The organism is Neisseria sp. HMSC03D10, assembly GCF_001807625.1.
Classification (GTDB): domain Bacteria; phylum Pseudomonadota; class Gammaproteobacteria; order Burkholderiales; family Neisseriaceae; genus Neisseria; species Neisseria mucosa.
This window is the reverse complement of record NZ_KV789592.1, coordinates 1-16639: the sequence shown is the minus strand read 5'-3', so window position 1 is coordinate 16639 and position 16639 is coordinate 1. Positions and strand designations below refer to the sequence as shown.

The following is a 16639-nucleotide window of genomic DNA, read 5'->3' as shown; positions in this document are numbered from 1 at the left end:
AGACGGCCTTAAATCAATTTGCTCTGAAAACGCTGATTGTACCATTATGGTACTGGTAAAGCTGGGTAGAAATCGCGTAGGCAGATTCTTCAAATGCCTGCAGGGTAATATTCGCCATCGCCTGCAAAGCTTCTTCATCGGACGGGCTGCAAACGAGCAAGGCGTTGCGTGCCGGGACTGCAAAAACAGGATTGGCGGGCAGAATAGGATCGTCTTTAAGTACTTCGTCTAAAAGCAAAATCAGGGAGGCATCATAGTCGTTGTCCAAATGAATTTGAGCCAATGACCAACCTTCAGCATGATGAATTTGGACACGTCCATTTATCCGTTGGCGCAGATTATCCATGGCGGTACGATACAAGGCGTCTTCATCTTCAATACCGGCCTCTTTCATATGTTCATGGTTGAGCGTATGCATGGATTCATCCGTATCCACCATATAAAGCAACATGATATCGCCCGCAATCGGTTTGAATACCAGGTAATCGATAGGTTCGGTTTCGTCCTTATTTGCGATCAGTCTGGTGTTTTCCAGATAAATCGTATTTTTAATCGTCGGAAGAATTTGTTGTGCTGAAACGCTGGCTTTAGTGTCTTGAATCTTACGGATAACCGCTAAATTGGCAGCAACAATGGCATTCAAGGCATCAGGATTTTGCAGATAACTTGTGTAATGGCTGCTCAAATATGTGCTGAACGACGCTTCATTATCTTCGGGAAAATGGACAATGATAGGCGAAGAAGCAATATCTTCACCCCAGTCGATTTTAACTTCAAAATGTAATTCGTCTTGGATACGACGGGCAAAGTATTCGACAAATTCCTGCCAGTTCATTAATTTGGGTTTGGAACGGAACAACCTGCTGAAAAAAGACATATTGTGTCCTGAATAAGGGTGTGAGGTCGTCTGAATATTACAGACGTTCGGTTTCAACACGGATTTTAAAAACGGCTTTGCGTATGTTTGGCCTGTCGCCGACCAGCGGAGCATGTGCGTCGTTGGGAAAGAAGAGGGCGAACTCGCCCGGTTGGAGCGTGAGCCAGGTTTCCGGTTCGCAGTCGAAAAATTCGATGTCGCGCTTTTCGTCGTAGCCCAAACCGTTTTTCAGACGACCCCTGTCTATCCAGCCGTAGGTTTCTTCCCCGCTGATGGGAACTTGGATATCGATGTGTTTCAAATGTGCTTCGGGCTTGGCTTCGGCTTTACTCCTCATCGGTTCGCTGCCGACAAAGAGGCGGATATTGGGATTTGCGCACGGTACTTGACCGTCGGGCAGGGCGGCCAAATCCAGGCTTTGCAGCAGGCGGAAGGCTTCGGCAAAGTCGGGGTGCAGCGCGGCGTAGCGGGCGGCGTTGGTGATGGTGTCGGTAATCATGTTTTGCAGAAAGAGATAAAAAGGCCGTCTGAAAATTAAACCTCAGGGTGTAGCGAAGCCAATACGTTCTTCAAGATGCCTTGCCGGAAGACAAATAAGACTTCGGTATAGGCGGCACCATCTCCGATGACGGTCGTTAAGAAAAGGGTGTCGTCTTTAGCGCGGTAGTAACAGTGGCTCAGTTGCGTATTATCGCCTGCCTTTTCAAAATATGGGTCGAACAGGTGGTCATATTGGGCTCGGGGAGCGATTTGTGTTTTACCGTTGCGGAAAAAGGCAATTTCACGATAGTGGCTGAATGGAATTGTACCGTCAGTGCCGAACATTTCTTTTCCGCGATAATGGGAAAGTCCGTATTGATCGTGTGTAAACAGATGTTTTTCTTTCTTATAGTTGAAACGTTCCGATTTAATGCGCACGCCCATGCCGTTTTTTTGGCAGGTAAAGCCGTCGGCAGTAGCCGTAACGGGGATGCTTTCATAACGCGACAACGGAATCAGTCGCGAAGTATGCACCCAGCCATCCAGGCTTTTTTTGCCGCGCAAATCGTAGGTCATCTGCCAACCGTGTTCTAAATGAAGCTTTCCCTCCATCTCGGGGGTATAAACATGGGTACCGTTTGGAATTTTGGTCAGGATTCGGCTTTGGGTGTTCGGTTTTTCGCGTAAGTTGCTGTATCCGTCAGGATCTTGAATTTCTGAGAATTCCGCATGTGCGGCGAGGCTGATAAAAAGTATAGGGAGCAGGATAATTTTTTTCATGGTGTTGTGTGTGAAATTGTTGGGTATGTTTTTCAAATATGATGGTAAAGAGTAACGACCTGATTGTGTGTTAATAAAAGAGGTCGTCTGAAAATTCGCTACACTCGTTTTCAGACGACCTCATCGTTTATCAACCGTTAAACAGCCAAGGCTGGCTTTGGCGGCGTTTTTCTTCGAAATCGCGGATTTCATCGGCGTGTTGCAGGGTCAGTCCGATTTCGTCCAAGCCGTTTAAGAGGCAGTGTTTGCGGTGTTCGGTAATGTCGAATTTGAACGTTTCGCCGCTTGGTGTGGTCAGGGTTTGTTCGGCAAGGTCGATGGAGAGCTGATAGCCTTCGTTGGCCTCAACTTCTTTGAAAAGCTGATCAACTTGTTCTTCAGTCAACACGATGGGCAGGAGGCCGTTTTTGTAGCAGTTGTTGAAGAAGATGTCGGCGAAGCTGGGGGCGATGACGGCGCGGAAACCGTAGTCATCCAATGCCCAAGGGGCGTGTTCGCGCGAGGAGCCGCAGCCGAAGTTTTTGCGCGTCAGTAGGATTTGCGCGCCTTGGTAACGCGGCTGGTTCAGCGAGAAATCGGGGTTCAGCGGACGTTTGCTGTTGTCCATGCCCGGTTCGCCGTGGTCGAGGTAACGCCATTCGTCAAAGGCATTGGGACCGAAGCCGCTCCGTTTGATGGATTTTAAAAATTGTTTGGGGATGATGGCGTCGGTATCGACGTTGCTGCGGTCGAGCGGGGCGACGATGGCGGTGATTTTGGTAAAGGCTTTCATGTTCTGTACTTTTTCGTTTGTCGAGGATTATAAAATGCCCCGATTTCCGGGGCATTTGCGTTTAAATTTTGTTTAGTCAGTAGGTTTTGACATTTTCAGCGGTATTGCTGACAGCAGTACCGGCGGCGCTGACGTCTTTAGCTACGCCTGAAATGGTATTGCAGGCAGAGAGCAAGGTCATGGCGGTCAGTGCGATCAAGGCAAATTTCTTCATGTATGGATTCCTGCGTGAAATTGGATTTTGGATTAGTAATTTTTTACAGACTCAGCAGATCCGCTGACTGCGTTACCGGCGGCACTGACATCTTTGCCCATACCGGAAATGGTATTGCAGGCAGACAGCAAGGTCATAGCGGTCAAAGCAATGAGGGCGAATTTTTTCATTTGAAGCTCCTAATAGTTTGAAAAGTACAGTCTGTGTTACTGTATTACTAATAATATTCGGCATCTTCACAAAAGGCAATAGTTGGTATAAATGAAAAAATGCGGAGTTACATGAATATAAACGGTGGTTTGAGTAAAGGTTTTTATAACTCTTATTGTTTGCGTAGTAGGCTGCCTGAAAATATATTTTAGGCAGCCTTGTGTAAAGATAGCAGTTTATTCAGTAGCTTCTTCAATTTTTTCGCCGACATGGGTCATGCCGCGGCCAACAGCGTTACCGCCTTTTTTCACGGCAGCTTTGGTTTTGTCCCAGCCGCGCTCGGCAGCGTTTTCTGTTTTGTCCCAGTTGCGGCTGGTGTCCTCTTTTGCACCGTGCCAAGTATTGGAACAGGCAGCCAAGGTAAGGGCAGCCAGGGCGGTTATTAACAGTTTGTTCATCATTGGACTCCTTGATTTGAGAGTTGGGAAATCTCCTTTAAGCGGAGATGGTGGCTCCAGTCGGCCTTTGGTGGTTGTGCAAGGTCGTCTGAAAGATTATGCCATGGTACGGATGTCGGTAAAGCGTCCGTTTACCGCGGCGGCTGCAGCCATAGCGGGGCTGACCAAGTGCGTGCGCCCGCCGTTGCCTTGCCGACCTTCGAAGTTGCGGTTGGAAGTGGAGGCGCAGCGTTGGCCCGGAGTGAGGCGGTCGGCGTTCATGGCGAGACACATCGAGCAGCCCGGTTCGCGCCATTCGAAACCGGCATCAATGAAGATTTTGTCCAAGCCTTCCTGTTCCGCCTGCCGTTTAACCAAGCCGGAGCCGGGAACGATTAACACGCGCTGTACGTTGTCGGCTTTTTTACGGCCTTTGGCGACGGCGGCGGCTTCGCGCAAATCTTCGATGCGGCTGTTGGTGCAGGAGCCGATGAATACGATGTCGACGGGGATTTCGTTCAGCGGCGTGCCGGCTTCCAAACCCATGTATTCGAGGGCGCGTTCCATGCCGCTGCGTTTGACGGGATCGGTTTCTTCGGCAGGATTCGGTACTTTGCCGCTGATGTCCAAAACCATTTCGGGCGATGTGCCCCATGTTACTTGCGGTTCGATGTCTTCGGCTTTGAAACGGTATTCTTTGTCGAATACCGCGCCTTCGTCGGAAACCAGCGTGCGCCAGTATTCGACGGCTTTGTCCCATGCTTCGCCTTTGGGTGCGAAGGGTTTGTCTTTGACATAGTCAATGGTGGTTTGATCGACGGCAACCATGCCGGAGCGCGCCCCTGCTTCGATCGCCATGTTGCACAGGGTCATGCGGCCTTCCATAGAGAGGCTACGGATGGCTTCGCCGCCGAACTCGATGGCGTAGCCCGTGCCGCCTGCCGTACCGATTTGTCCGATGATGTAGAGGGCGACGTCTTTGGCGGTAACGCCCGGTTTCAGACGACCTTCAACGGCAATCAGCATGGATTTGGATTTTTTCGCGGTAATGCACTGGGTTGCCATGGTGTGTTCGACTTCGGAAGTACCGATACCGTGTGCCAGCGCACCGAACGCGCCGTGGGTAGAGGTGTGCGAGTCGCCGCAGACAACGGTCATGCCGGGCAGGGTCGCACCTTGTTCCGGCCCCATAACATGAACGATGCCCTGACCTTTGTCCATGAACGGGAAGTAGGCGAGTGCGCCGAATTCTTTGATATTTTTGTCCAAAGTATCGACTTGCAGCTTGGAAATCGGATCTTGGATGCCTTTGTCCCAATCGCCGGTCGGGGTGTTGTGGTCGGCGGTGGAGACGACGCTGTCGATACGCCACAGCTTGCGTCCCGCCATTTTCAGACCTTCAAATGCCTGCGGGCTGGTGACTTCGTGCACTAAATGGCGGTCGATGTAGAGCAGGACAGTGCCGTCTTCTTCTTCGCGGACGACGTGGCTGTTCCAGAGTTTGTCGTAGAGGGTTTGTGCGCTCATGATGGGTTATCTTTGCTTATTAATAATAGGAGTAGATGGTTTGTTTTGATGGGCGGATTTTAGGCTTTTTGCAGGGGTAGCGCAATAGAAATTTGTCTAATTTCTACTTTTTCACATAAAAATCTAAAAATAACTTTCAAAAATTAGACAAATTGTAGAATTGTTGACAAAAAGAGGTATTTTATTTGAAACAATGCTTGTCGTACCGCCTAAAAAAGCACTATCATTTCCATCCGTATCCCACATCCGACAACAGAGGTATAGAGAATGAAATTACCGGTTATGGCTGCCGAACATCTGTCACAACTTCAGGCGTTTGAAGCGAAAATCTTGTGCAACCACGCCAAAATCGAAGCATGGTTCCGTTCGCAATGGAACGCGCACCGCCCGCCGTTTTACGGTTCGGTCGACATCCGCAATGCCGGTTACAAAATTTCATCTATTGATATGAACTTGTTTCCCGGCGGTTTCAACAACCTGAATCCGAATTTCATCCCGCTGGCGGCAGTCGCGGCGCAAGATGCGGTACAACGCGCCTGCGAAACGGCAAAATCCGTGTTGATTATTCCCGAAAACCATACCCGCAACACGTTCTACCTGCAAAACGTTTACGCACTCAGCGAGATTTTGCGCTCGGCAGGGTATGAAGTCCGTTTGGGCAGCCTGAATCCGGAAGTTACCGAGCCGACCGAGTTTGAAACCGCGCTGGGCGATAAAATCCTGCTGGAACCTTTATTGCGTACCCGCGAGCGCGTCCATCTTGCCGACGGCTTCTCGCCTTGCGTCGTCTTGTTGAACAACGACTTGTCCGCGGGCGTTCCCGACATTCTCAAAGGCATCAGCCAAACCGTATTGCCTCCGCTGCACGGCGGTTGGACGACGCGCCGTAAAACAGAACATTTCAGCGCATACAATCAAGTCGCCGCCGAATTTGCCAAGCTGATTGACATCGACGAATGGCAGATTAACCCGTATTTCGAAAAAATCGGCGGTTTGGACTTCCAAGAGCGCGAAGGCGAAGACGCGTTGGCGGAAGCGGTAGAACGCGTGCTGGCAAAAATTCAAGCCAAATACGACGAATTGGGCATTACCGACCAGCCTTTCGTGATTGTCAAAGCCGACGCAGGTACTTACGGCATGGGCGTGATGAGCGTCAAATCCGCTGACGAAGTGCGCGGGTTGAACCGCAAAAACCGCAACAAAATGGCGAAAGTCAAAGAAGGCTTGGAAGTCAGCGAAGTGATTGTCCAAGAAGGCATTTATACCTATGAAACCATGAACGGCGCGGTGAGCGAACCCGTCGTTTATATGATGGACCGTTTCGTTATCGGCGGCTTCTTCCGTGTACACGAAGGGCGCGGAGCGGACGAAAACCTCAACGCCGGCGGCATGGTATTCGTCCCGCTGTCCAACAGCATTCCCACCGGCAGCGGCGACAACTCCCAAGAAGCCCCCGAAGCCTGCAAACGCGTATTCGAACAATGGGATTCGCTCGGTATGCCGCGTTCTGAAAAAGACTGCGACGTGGACAACGAACACAACCGCCTCTACGTTTACGGCGTAATGGCGCGCCTGTCGCTGCTTGCCGCCGCGCTTGAGTTGGAGCAAACCGCTCCGTAAAGGATTACTTAAAATAGTGAAAGGTCGTCTGAAAACTTGAGATTCAGGTTTTCAGACGACCTTTTTCATGACGTTTGCAGGAAATTCAATTATTATCCCCACCTGATTTCAAAACTAATAATAAAAAGGGAAACCATTTTGCTGAAATATTATGGATTGCCGTTTTGGGTCGTCGGCGTCATCGCTTCGTTCGCTTTGCCGTCCATACCGCATTGGGGTATGTGGCTGGCGGCGGCATTGGTTTTGCTGGCAGCTTCACGGCGGTTTGCGGTGGCGGGAATGATGCTGTGCGTCCTGCTCGGCGCGGCTTACGGCGTGTTTCGGACGGAAGCGGCTTTGTCGGCGCAATGGCCGCTGAACGGGGCTTCGGAGTCGGTGTTGACGGTTGAAGTCGCGGATATGCCGCGCGGCGACGGGCGGCGGGTGCAGTTTGCGGCGAAGGCGTGGACGGAGGACGGGCGGCAGTTTGATTTATTGCTGTCGGATTATCAGAAACGCGATTGGGCGGTAGGCAGCCGCTGGAAAGTGTCGGCACGGCTCAAGCCGGTTATCGGCGAAGTGAACCTGCGCGGGCTGAACCGCGAAGCTTGGGCGTTGGCAAACGGTTTGGATGGCGCGGGCACGCTGGGCAAAGGCAGGAGCTTGGTTCGCGAGGGCGGCAGTGTCGGCTTGGCGGTGTGGCGCGATGCGGTCAGCCGCCGTTGGCAGGCTGTCGGGTCGGATAGTCCGGATTTTTCGGACGGTATCGGTCTGATGCGGGCTTTGAGCATAGGCGAACAATCGGCGTTGAGGCCCGAACTGTGGCAGGCGTTCCGACCTTTGGGCTTGACGCACTTGGTCAGTATTTCGGGGCTGCACGTTACGATGGTGGCGGTGTTGGCGGGTTGGCTGGTCAAACTGATTTTCAGACGACTGCCTTGGATACCGGCTAAACCGCGCGTGTGGATTTTGGCAGGCGGCGCGGCAGGGGCTTTGTTTTATGCGCTGCTGGCGGGCTTTTCCGTGCCGACACAGCGCAGCGTTTTGATGTTGGCGGCGTTTGCCTGGGCTTGGTGGCGCGGCAGTCTGTCTTCGGGCTGGACGGCGTGGTGGCAGGCTTTGGCGGTGGTGTTGCTGATTGATCCGTTGGCGGTTTTGGGTGTCGGCACTTGGCTGTCGTTCGGCTTGGTTGCCGCCTTGATTTGGGCTTCGGCAGGTCGTCTGAAAGAACGCGGCTGGCGTTTGGCTGTACGCGGACAATGGGCGGCGACGGTGTTGTCGGTGGTATTGTTGGGCTATATTTTTGCGTCCTTGCCCATCATCAGCCCTTTGGTCAATGCGGCGATGATTCCTTGGTTTTCTTGGGTATTAACGCCTTTGGCGTTGCTGGGGTCGGTGTTGCCGTTCGCACCTTTGCAATGGGTAGCGGCAGGTTTGGCGGAATACACTTTGCGCGGCTTGGTTTGGCTAGCGGGAGTATCGCCTGAATTTGCCGTAGCCGCCGCGCCTGTGCCTTTGTTGATTTTGGCTTTTGCAGCGGCTTTGCTGTGGCTGTTGCCGCGCGGTCTGGGTTTGCGACCGTGGGCGTGTTTGGTGTTGGCAGGATTTGTGTTTTACCGCCCCGACCGTTTGGACGACGGCTTGGCGCGGATTACTGTGATGGACGCTGGACAGGGTTTGTCGGTATTGGTGCAGACGCGCGACCGCAACCTGCTGTTTGACACGGGTACGGCGCAGGCGGCGCAAACGGGTATCGTACCAAGCCTGAACGCCATGGGCGTGCGCCGTTTGGACACGCTGATTCTGTCGCATCACGACAGCGACCACGACGGCGGTTTGGACGCCGTTTCCGATATTGAAATCGGCAAAACGCTGGCGGGACAGCCTGAGTTTTATCCGAACGCAAAATTTTGCGCCGAAGCGCAATGGCAATGGGACGGCGTGGATTTCGAGTTATTGAGGTCGTCTGAAAATTCGGGCGGCGAAGACAATGACCGAAGCTGCGTCTTGCGCGTCGTTTCCGACGGGCAGGCATTGTTGGTTACGGGCGATTTGGGCGTCAAAGGCGAAGCAGGGCTGGTAGAACGCTACGGCAGCTCGCTGTACAGCCAGGTTTTGATATTGGGACACCACGGCAGCAATACGGCTTCATCCGGCGGCTTCCTCAACACAGTCGCGCCCAAATACGCCGTTGCCTCCAGCGGCTACGCCAACGCTTACAAACACCCCACTCCCGCCGTCCAAACCCGAGTCCGCGCACACGGCGCGACTTTGTTGCGAACGGATTTGTCGGGTGCATTGGTATTTGAGCTGGGCGGCGATGAAGTCTTTAAAGGTCGTCTGAAAAAGGATAAGTTTTATTGGCAGAAAAAGCCGTTTGAGTAAATGAAACGGGTTTTCAGACGACTTTCTTCAGCTTTATCGGCAAGGCAGGGGATAACGTTTCTGTTGGTTTTTTTATAGTCGAAATATTGGTGGTCATCAGCCCAGATATGGGTTTGTTCGGAGGGATTTGGGGGAGGGAAGGCTGTATCCGACAGGTGGGGGGGGAGCCGTATTTATTTTCTGTTGGCCAGTTTACAGTTGTTCAAAGAAATTGAATGAAACGGCGTAGTAAAAAGTATGAATCTAAAAATAGTGTGTTGATAAAGGGGTTTTATAATAAAGCAAAGGTCGTCTGAAATCTTCAAATAGTTTTCAGACGACCTTTTATTCTGTCAAAAATATTTTTAAGCCTGCAAAGAAGCGCGATTTTCCAAAACTTGGTCAATCAAACCGTATTCTTTGGCTTCTTCGGCAGACATGAAGTTGTCGCGGTCGGTGTCGCGCTCCAAATCTGCCAAGTCGCGGCCGCAGTGTTTCGCCATCAGGCGGTTAAGTTTCTCTTTGATTTTCAACAGCTCGCGGGCATGGATTTCAATGTCGGATGCCTGACCGCCCAAGCCGCCGCTGATTAAAGGCTGGTGGATCATGATACGGCTGTTGGGTAGGGCGAAACGTTTGCCTTTCTCTCCTGCCGAGAGCAGGAATGCGCCCATGCTTGCCGCTTGTCCCAAGCACAAGGTGGAGACATTGGGCTTGATGAAATTCATGGTGTCGTAAATCGACATGCCTGCCGTTACCGAGCCGCCGGGAGAATTGATATAGAAGAAAATATCTTTGTCCGGATTTTCACTTTCCAAAAACAACAGCTGAGCAACCACCAAATTGGCGGACTCGTCGGTTACCGGACCGACCAAAAATACGATGCGCTCTTTCAAAAGGCGCGAGTAAATATCAAATGCACGCTCGCCGCGGCCGCTTTGTTCGATAACGGTAGGAACGAGGTAATTATTGAAATCGAAGGACATTTTTGTCTCCTGTCAATGTTGCGAAAGCACCAAAGGGGTGCTTTGGTGCTTTCAAGTTGTCTGTTTCAGACGACCTTTTGAAGATGATTAGGCTTGTGCGCCCATCACTTCGTCAAAAGACAAAGCTTTTTCGGTTACTTTGGCTTTGCCCAAAACGAAATCAACGACGTTGCTTTCTACTGCCAAAGAAGTCGGACCTTGCAGGCGGGAAGGCTCTGCGTAGTACCAGTCGATCACTTCTTGAGGATCTTCGTAGCTTTCTGCGAAGTTGGCAACAACGGCTTTAATTTGCTCTTCAGTCGGTTCCAGTTTGTTTTCTTCAACCAGTTTAGCCAAAATCAGACCCAAAGATACGCGGCGTTCGGCTTGCTCTTTGAACATGTCCAAAGGCAGATCCAAGTTGGCAGCGTCAGCCATGCCTTGGTTGACGAAGTTTTGTTTCATTTCGTTTGCCAAACGGGCGGCTTCTTCATTTACCAAAGCAACAGGCGCTTTCAGCTCTACGGCTTTGAGCAGCGCGTTCATTACAGATTCTTTGGTTTGTTCGTTTACGCGGCGTTCAACTTCGCGGCCTACGTTTTTCTTCACTTCTTCGCGCATTTTGGCAACGTCGCCGTCGGCGATACCCAATGCTTTGGCGAAGTCGGCGTCAACTTCAGGCAGGGTGGGTTCGGATACGTTGTTCAATGTGATAGTGAAGACGGCAGATTTACCGGCAACGTCTTTACCGTGGTAGTCTTCAGGGAAGTTGACGGTAACGTCTTTGCTTTCGCCTGCCTTCATGCCGACTACGCCGGCTTCAAATTCAGGCAACATTTGACCTGCGCCCAATACGAAGGCGTAGTTTTTGGATGCGCCGCCGGCGAAAGGTTCGCCGTCGATTTTGCCTTCGAAGTCGATGATGACGCGGTCGCCGTTTTGGGCTTCGCGTTCAACATGGTTGAAGCGGGTGCGTTGTTTGCGCAGGATTTCTACGGTTTGGTCCACTTCGGCATCGCCGACGGAAGCGGTTACTTTTTCGACTTCTTGTGCAGACAAATCGCTGATAACGACTTCAGGGAACACTTCGAAAATCGCAGCGATTTTCAGGGATTCTTTATCGTCTTGTTCTTCAACGCCTTCGAAACGCGGATAGCCGGCAACTTTCAATTCTTGGGCAACGGCAACATCGTAGAAGCGGCGTTGGACCATTTCATTGATGACATCATTTTGAGCGCTTGCACCGTACATTTGTGCAATCATTTTTAAAGGTGCTTTACCCGGACGGAAACCGTCGATTCTTGCACGGCGTTGGGTTTGTTTCAGTTTTTTATCGGTTTCTGCGTTGATTTCGGACCAAGGCAGAGACAACACTACTTTGCGTTCCAGATTTTCTAAAGTTTCAACAGTTACGCTCATCGTAAGACCTTAATTTGTTGTGTTAAATAAAAAATGGGAATCCTTTTGCCAATGATGACTGCAAAAGCGGCTCCGACCCATCGGGGCTTTTATCGTCCGTTGCTTGCAAAAGGCAGGAAAATTAGCTGGCTAGTATATCACAATGTTTGATTGACTGGATAATATAGTGAAATCATTGCAAAACGGTTGCCACATCTGTCCGCTCCGGCTTGGAAAAAGTAGTTGGATGGGAGATAGATGGCGGCATTCCGATAAACTTATGCGGAGCTACAAAGGTCGTCTGAAAGTCGGAAGAGAGTATTCAGACGACCTTTTGAAGTTTGAGGATGTTAATTGGGCAAGTATGGCATAGGATTGACGGCTTTGCCGTTCAGACGGACTTCGAAATGCAGCTTTACGCTGTCGGTGTCTGTGCTGCCCATCGTTGCAATCTGCTGACCGGCTGCAACCTGCTGGTCTTTTTGTACCAGTAAGGCATCATTATGTGCATAAGCTGTAATCGCATAATCATTGTGGCTAATTAAAATCAGTTTGCCGTAACCCCGTACTTCTTCTCCGACATACAATACTTTCCCCGCAGCTGCAGATTTTACAGGCTCTCCGGATGTACCTGCTATATCGATGCCTTTGTTGGTTGTTCCGTTGTACTGCTTGATAACGGAGTTGCGTCCGTTTTCGACAGGCCATAGTAAGTTCAGGCGGTTGATCGGTGCGACAGCCTGAGTTGCTTGGTTTGATTGGGAAATAGGGCGCGTATTGCGTCGGATACGTAATACTTGACCTACTTCGATTTTAGAAGTGTCTTGCAAGTTGTTCCAAGATGCCAAGGTATGGATGCTTTGGCCGTGGCGTTTAGCAATCTGGGATAGCGTATCGCCAGGCTTGACTCTGTAATAGCCATCGGGAACCGCACCCGTCGGTGAACCACTTTCGGCGCAGGCAGCCAGAAAAAGTGTCAGACAGAAAGGGCTTAATCGTTTGAAGGTCGTCTGAAAAAAGGGAATGGTATTCATCATATGTCTATTTAATAAAAATCAGCGAATGAATTGTCTTCAGACGCTTTATCTGGGTGAAGGTTCATCGGCTTTCGAGATGTTTTATGTGCGCTAAATGGCGGCGGAATTTTATCTTTTTGATTAGAAGCATATTTTACTCAGCGTAAATTATAGTGGATTAACCTTTAAACCAGTACGGCGTTGCCTCGCCTTGCCGTACTATCTGTACTGTCTGCGAGCCTTGTCCTGATTTAAATTTAATCCACTATAAAGTCAAATTATATCTGCCGTTAGATGGCTAAAACAAATCCCCCGTCCGCTTTAGGGATGGGGGATTTTTAGATTTTATAAAAAATCTTATTTATTCAACTCATTAGCCAAATACAGCCAAGTTTCGATGACGGTATCCGGATTCAGGGAAACGCTTTCGATGCCTTCTTGAACCAGCCATTTGGCGAAGTCCGGATGGTCTGACGGGCCTTGACCGCAGATACCGACGTATTTGTTTTGTTTGCGGCAGGCAGAGATTGCCAAATGCAGCATCACTTTGACGGCAGGGTTGCGTTCGTCAAACGATTCGGACACCAAGCCGCTGTCGCGGTCGAGGCCGAGGGTCAGCTGGGTCATGTCGTTGGAACCGATAGAGAAGCCGTCGAAGTATTGCAGGAATTGTTCTGCCAATACCGCGTTGCTCGGCAGTTCGCACATCATGATCAGGCGCAGGCCGTTTTTGCCGCGTTCTAAACCGTTTTCTTTCAAGGCTTTGACGACGGCTTCGGCTTCGCCCAACGTGCGGACGAACGGAATCATGATTTCGACGTTGGTCAGACCCATTTCGTCTCGGACGCGTTTAAGGGCTTTGCATTCGAGCGCGAAGCAGTCTTTGAAGCTTTCGGCAACGTAACGCGCTGCACCGCGGAAGCCTAGCATCGGGTTTTCTTCGTGCGGTTCGTAAATGCTGCCGCCGACCAAGTTGGCGTATTCGTTGGATTTGAAATCGGACATACGGACGATGGTTTTACGCGGATAAACCGATGCGGCCAATGTTGCCACGCCTTCGGCGATTTTATCGACGTAGAAGTCAACAGGGGAGGCGTAGCCGGCGATGCGGCGGGTAATTTCCGCTTTCAATTCATCGTCTTGTTTGTCAAATTCCAACAAGGCTTTCGGGTGGATGCCGATTTGGCGGTTGATGATGAATTCCATGCGTGCCAAGCCGATGCCTTCGCTCGGCAGGTTGGCGAAGCTGAATGCCAGTTCGGGGTTGCCGACATTCATCATCACTTTAACCGGCGCTTTGGGCATATTGTCCAAGGCAACGTCGGTGATTTGTACGTCCAGCAGGTCGGAGTAGATAAAGCCTGTATCGCCTTCGGCACAGGATACGGTAACTTCTTGACCGTTGCTCAGCAATTCGGTTGCGTCGCCGCAGCCGACTACGGCAGGAATACCCAGTTCGCGCGCGATGATGGCGGCGTGGCAGGTGCGGCCGCCGCGGTTGGTAACGATGGCGGAAGCGCGTTTCATTACCGGCTCCCAATCCGGGTCGGTCATGTCGGTAACGAGTACGTCGCCTGCTTCAACGGAATCCATTTCGGAGGCGTCTTTCACCAAACGGACTTTGCCTTGACCGACTTTTTGACCGATGGCGCGGCCTTCACACAAGACGTTTTTGTCGCCGTTGATGTCGAAGCGGCGCAGGTTGCGGCTGCTTTCTTCTTGGGATTTCACGGTCTCGGGGCGGGCTTGCAGGATGTAGAGTTTGCCGTCCAAGCCGTCACGGCCCCACTCGATATCCATCGGGCGGCCGTAGTGTTTTTCGATTGTTAGCGCGTAGTGTGCCAACTCGGTGATTTCTTCGTCGGTAATGGAGAAGCGGTTGCGGTCTTCTTCAGGAACATCGACGTTCATCACGGATTTACCGGCTTCTGCTTTGTCGGTAAAGATCATTTTGATTTGTTTCGAACCCATGGTTTTGCGTAGGATGGCAGGTTTGCCTGCTTTCAGCGTGGGTTTGAATACATAGAATTCGTCGGGGTTGACCGCGCCCTGCACGACGTTTTCGCCCAGACCGTAAGATGAAGTCACGAAAACGACTTGGTCGAAGCCAGATTCGGTGTCGAGGGTGAACATGACGCCGGACGCGCCGCTGTCGGAACGCACCATGCGTTGCACGCCTGCGGAGAGGGCGACGATGTCGTGTTCGAAGCCTTTATGTACGCGGTAGGAGATGGCACGGTCGTTGTACAAAGAAGCGAATACATGGCGCATGGCTTCTTTGACGTTTTCCAAGCCGTTGATATTCAAGAAGGTTTCTTGTTGACCTGCAAACGATGCGTCGGGCAGGTCTTCGGCGGTTGCAGAAGAACGGACGGCAACGGAAATATCCGCGCCGCCTGCGTCTGCAACCATTTTGTTCCATGCCGTTTCGATTTCGGCATCCAGTTGTTCGGGGAAGGGCGTATCCAAAATCCATTGGCGGATTTCTTTACCGACGCGCGCCAGTTCGGCGACATCTTCCACATCCAGTTGTGCCAGTGCGGCGGAAATACGCTCGCTCAGTCCGTTGTGCGCCAAAAATGCGCGGTAGGCTTCGGCAGTAGTGGCAAAGCCGCCGGGGACGCGGACGCCTTTTTCAGTCAGCTGACTGATCATTTCACCCAGGGAGGCGTTTTTGCCGCCCACGCTTTCAACATCAGTCATACGCAGGTTTTCAAACCAAATTACGTAGTTGTCAGCCATTTGTGTGTCCAATCCAAGATATGTTAAAAAAGAAACGAATACGCTTTGTTATTTTAAGCGATTCAAACGACCGCTGTCATGCTTTTTCTGTCTCGATTTATTTGCGGGTCGTCTGAAAAATTGCGGGCTTCAGGCGTGTAGTCAAATGAAATCTGATGGGGAAGCCATTATTCCCATTGTCTATTTCTTTGTAAAACATAAGGTTTGAAATAGATTAATGACTGATTGGTAGAGTTTGGAAAGGTTTTGGATGGGTATAAAATTTTAAGATAATTTAATTATTGGAATAAAAATGCGTTTATAAAGTAGTTTGATTTTGGCGTAGTTGGGTGTAATTTAAGCGTATTCCCTTTATTTAGAAGGTTTCAGCTGCTATGATGACTGCCTGCAACCATTTAAAATTTTAGAGGATAACCGAATGACCGCCCCGCGCCATGTGTTTTATATTTCCGACCGTACCGGCCTGACTGCTGAAAATATCGGTGAGGCACTGCTGAATCAGTTTGGCAGAATCGAATTCAAACGCCACACCTATCCTTTCATTGATACGCCTGAAAAAGCGCGTACCGTCGTCGAAATAGTCAACCGCAACGCTCAGGAAAACGGTTTGCGCCCGATTGCCTTCGTCAGCGTCGTTAATGACGAAATCCGTGAAATCATCAAAAAAGCGGGCGCTTTCCATATCAATTTTTTCGAAACCTTCCTCGGGCTTTTGGAAAAAGAACTCAACACCGAGGCGGTTGCCGCCGAGCAGGGGCACCACAGTATCGGCAATACGCAACGCTACGATGCGCGTATGGAGGCGGTCAATTTCTCGCTCAACCACGACGACGGCGTCAGCGATAAAAACCTGAAAGAAGCCGATGTGATCCTGATGGGCGTATCGCGTTCGGGCAAAACGCCGACCTGTCTTTACCTTGCTCTGCAATACGGCATCCGCGCCGCCAATTACCCGCTGATTCCCGACGATTTGGAATCCACCGACCTGCCGCGCATGGTCAAACCTTACAAAGACAAACTGTTCGGCCTGACCATTCAACCCGAACGCCTGCAGGCCATCCGTCAAGAGCGCCGTCCGAATTCGACTTATGCCAAAATCGATACCTGCCGCAGTGAAATTGCCGATGCGCAAAATATGTTCAAACGCCACGGCATCCCGTTCACTAATACGACGGATAAATCGGTGGAAGAACTTGCCGTCCATATCCTTCAAGCCTGCAAATTGAAGCGGCGTTTTTGATTTTCTTAAAGTATGAGCAAGAGGTCGTCTGAAAAGCAATTTGGTGTTTCAGACGACCTTGGATTCGGATTTCAAGTG

At 50.9% G+C, this 16639-nt stretch carries 15 protein-coding genes; 3 read left to right on the top strand and 12 right to left on the bottom strand.

The window, feature by feature from the left end; translation table 11 throughout:
- Nucleotides 1-13: 13 nt before the first annotated feature.
- The 8 genes from HMPREF3066_RS09520 to leuC all read right to left on the bottom strand — a co-directional run bounded on the left by HMPREF3066_RS09520 (nucleotide 14) and on the right by leuC (nucleotide 5237).
- The gene (locus HMPREF3066_RS09520; RefSeq protein WP_070442476.1) at nucleotides 14-877 is read right to left on the bottom strand and encodes a DUF1444 family protein; all 864 of its coding nucleotides are present in this window, start codon (nucleotides 875-877) and stop codon (nucleotides 14-16) included.
- A gap of 37 nt (nucleotides 878-914) precedes the next feature.
- A complete protein-coding gene (locus tag HMPREF3066_RS09515) occupies nucleotides 915-1376 on the bottom strand; it encodes a NanQ anomerase/TabA/YiaL family protein (RefSeq protein WP_070442473.1) in 462 nt (153 codons plus the stop codon).
- A 35-nt stretch (nucleotides 1377-1411) separates the two neighbouring features.
- The gene (locus HMPREF3066_RS09510) at nucleotides 1412-2137 is read right to left on the bottom strand and encodes an SH3 domain-containing protein (RefSeq protein ID WP_070442470.1); all 726 of its coding nucleotides are present in this window, start codon (nucleotides 2135-2137) and stop codon (nucleotides 1412-1414) included.
- Nucleotides 2138-2267: 130 nt separating this feature from the next.
- On the bottom strand, nucleotides 2268-2909 hold the full coding sequence (leuD, locus tag HMPREF3066_RS09505; RefSeq protein WP_003742170.1) for a 3-isopropylmalate dehydratase small subunit: 642 nt from the start codon (nucleotides 2907-2909) through the stop codon (nucleotides 2268-2270).
- Nucleotides 2910-2985: 76 nt separating this feature from the next.
- On the bottom strand, nucleotides 2986-3123 hold the full coding sequence (locus tag HMPREF3066_RS09500) for a lipoprotein (protein ID WP_009311431.1): 138 nt from the start codon (nucleotides 3121-3123) through the stop codon (nucleotides 2986-2988).
- 32 nt (nucleotides 3124-3155) lie between these two features.
- Nucleotides 3156-3293 (bottom strand): entericidin A/B family lipoprotein, encoded by a 138-nt coding sequence (locus HMPREF3066_RS09495; RefSeq protein ID WP_003742168.1) that lies wholly within the window; start codon nucleotides 3291-3293, stop codon nucleotides 3156-3158.
- Nucleotides 3294-3509: 216 nt separating this feature from the next.
- Nucleotides 3510-3731, bottom strand: a complete 222-nt coding sequence (locus tag HMPREF3066_RS09490; protein ID WP_070442537.1) for a lipoprotein — start codon at nucleotides 3729-3731, stop codon at nucleotides 3510-3512.
- Between the two features lie 96 nt (nucleotides 3732-3827).
- On the bottom strand, nucleotides 3828-5237 hold the full coding sequence (gene leuC, locus HMPREF3066_RS09485) for a 3-isopropylmalate dehydratase large subunit (protein ID WP_070442467.1): 1410 nt from the start codon (nucleotides 5235-5237) through the stop codon (nucleotides 3828-3830).
- A 267-nt stretch (nucleotides 5238-5504) separates the two neighbouring features.
- Between leuC and gshA the strand changes: the two genes are divergently transcribed.
- Complete coding sequence (gene gshA, locus HMPREF3066_RS09480; protein WP_070442463.1) at nucleotides 5505-6857, top strand: glutamate--cysteine ligase; 1353 nt, start codon at nucleotides 5505-5507, stop codon at nucleotides 6855-6857.
- A 138-nt stretch (nucleotides 6858-6995) separates the two neighbouring features.
- Entirely contained in the window at nucleotides 6996-9221 is a 2226-nt protein-coding gene (locus HMPREF3066_RS09475; RefSeq protein WP_080614300.1) for a DNA internalization-related competence protein ComEC/Rec2, read from the top strand.
- 344 nt (nucleotides 9222-9565) lie between these two features.
- Here HMPREF3066_RS09475 and clpP read toward each other — a convergent pair whose 3' ends face one another.
- From clpP to ppsA, 4 genes are all read right to left on the bottom strand, one after another.
- Complete coding sequence (clpP, locus tag HMPREF3066_RS09470; RefSeq protein ID WP_003760163.1) at nucleotides 9566-10186, bottom strand: ATP-dependent Clp endopeptidase proteolytic subunit ClpP; 621 nt, start codon at nucleotides 10184-10186, stop codon at nucleotides 9566-9568.
- Between the two features lie 87 nt (nucleotides 10187-10273).
- Complete coding sequence (gene tig / locus HMPREF3066_RS09465; RefSeq protein WP_039405825.1) at nucleotides 10274-11584, bottom strand: trigger factor; 1311 nt, start codon at nucleotides 11582-11584, stop codon at nucleotides 10274-10276.
- A 329-nt stretch (nucleotides 11585-11913) separates the two neighbouring features.
- Nucleotides 11914-12600, bottom strand: coding sequence for a peptidoglycan DD-metalloendopeptidase family protein (locus HMPREF3066_RS09460; RefSeq protein WP_240593942.1), 687 nt, complete (start codon nucleotides 12598-12600; stop codon nucleotides 11914-11916).
- 336 nt (nucleotides 12601-12936) lie between these two features.
- The gene (gene ppsA, locus HMPREF3066_RS09455) at nucleotides 12937-15321 is read right to left on the bottom strand and encodes a phosphoenolpyruvate synthase (RefSeq protein ID WP_070442460.1); all 2385 of its coding nucleotides are present in this window, start codon (nucleotides 15319-15321) and stop codon (nucleotides 12937-12939) included.
- Between the two features lie 418 nt (nucleotides 15322-15739).
- Here ppsA and ppsR point away from each other — a divergent pair, with 418 nt between their 5' ends.
- Nucleotides 15740-16561, top strand: a complete 822-nt coding sequence (gene ppsR, locus HMPREF3066_RS09450) for a posphoenolpyruvate synthetase regulatory kinase/phosphorylase PpsR (RefSeq protein WP_003757356.1) — start codon at nucleotides 15740-15742, stop codon at nucleotides 16559-16561.
- Nucleotides 16562-16639: the final 78 nt, after the last annotated feature.

Excerpts from the sequence above, each read along its gene's own strand:
- HMPREF3066_RS09520 (WP_070442476.1), bottom strand. The coding sequence starts at position 877 with ATGTCTTTTTTCAGCAGGTTGTTCCGTTCCAAACCCAAATTAATGAAC.
- HMPREF3066_RS09460 (WP_240593942.1), bottom strand. The coding sequence starts at position 12,600 with ATGATGAATACCATTCCCTTTTTTCAGACGACCTTCAAACGATTAAGC.
- clpP (WP_003760163.1), bottom strand. The coding sequence starts at position 10,186 with ATGTCCTTCGATTTCAATAATTACCTCGTTCCTACCGTTATCGAACAA.
- leuC (WP_070442467.1), bottom strand. The coding sequence starts at position 5,237 with ATGAGCGCACAAACCCTCTACGACAAACTCTGGAACAGCCACGTCGTC.
- gshA (WP_070442463.1), top strand. The coding sequence starts at position 5,505 with ATGAAATTACCGGTTATGGCTGCCGAACATCTGTCACAACTTCAGGCG.
- ppsA (WP_070442460.1), bottom strand. The coding sequence starts at position 15,321 with ATGGCTGACAACTACGTAATTTGGTTTGAAAACCTGCGTATGACTGAT.
- leuD (WP_003742170.1), bottom strand. The coding sequence starts at position 2,909 with ATGAAAGCCTTTACCAAAATCACCGCCATCGTCGCCCCGCTCGACCGC.
- ppsR (WP_003757356.1), top strand. The coding sequence starts at position 15,740 with ATGACCGCCCCGCGCCATGTGTTTTATATTTCCGACCGTACCGGCCTG.
- HMPREF3066_RS09510 (WP_070442470.1), bottom strand. The coding sequence starts at position 2,137 with ATGAAAAAAATTATCCTGCTCCCTATACTTTTTATCAGCCTCGCCGCA.
- HMPREF3066_RS09490 (WP_070442537.1), bottom strand. The coding sequence starts at position 3,731 with ATGAACAAACTGTTAATAACCGCCCTGGCTGCCCTTACCTTGGCTGCC.
- HMPREF3066_RS09495 (WP_003742168.1), bottom strand. The coding sequence starts at position 3,293 with ATGAAAAAATTCGCCCTCATTGCTTTGACCGCTATGACCTTGCTGTCT.
- HMPREF3066_RS09500 (WP_009311431.1), bottom strand. The coding sequence starts at position 3,123 with ATGAAGAAATTTGCCTTGATCGCACTGACCGCCATGACCTTGCTCTCT.
- HMPREF3066_RS09515 (WP_070442473.1), bottom strand. The coding sequence starts at position 1,376 with ATGATTACCGACACCATCACCAACGCCGCCCGCTACGCCGCGCTGCAC.
- tig (WP_039405825.1), bottom strand. The coding sequence starts at position 11,584 with ATGAGCGTAACTGTTGAAACTTTAGAAAATCTGGAACGCAAAGTAGTG.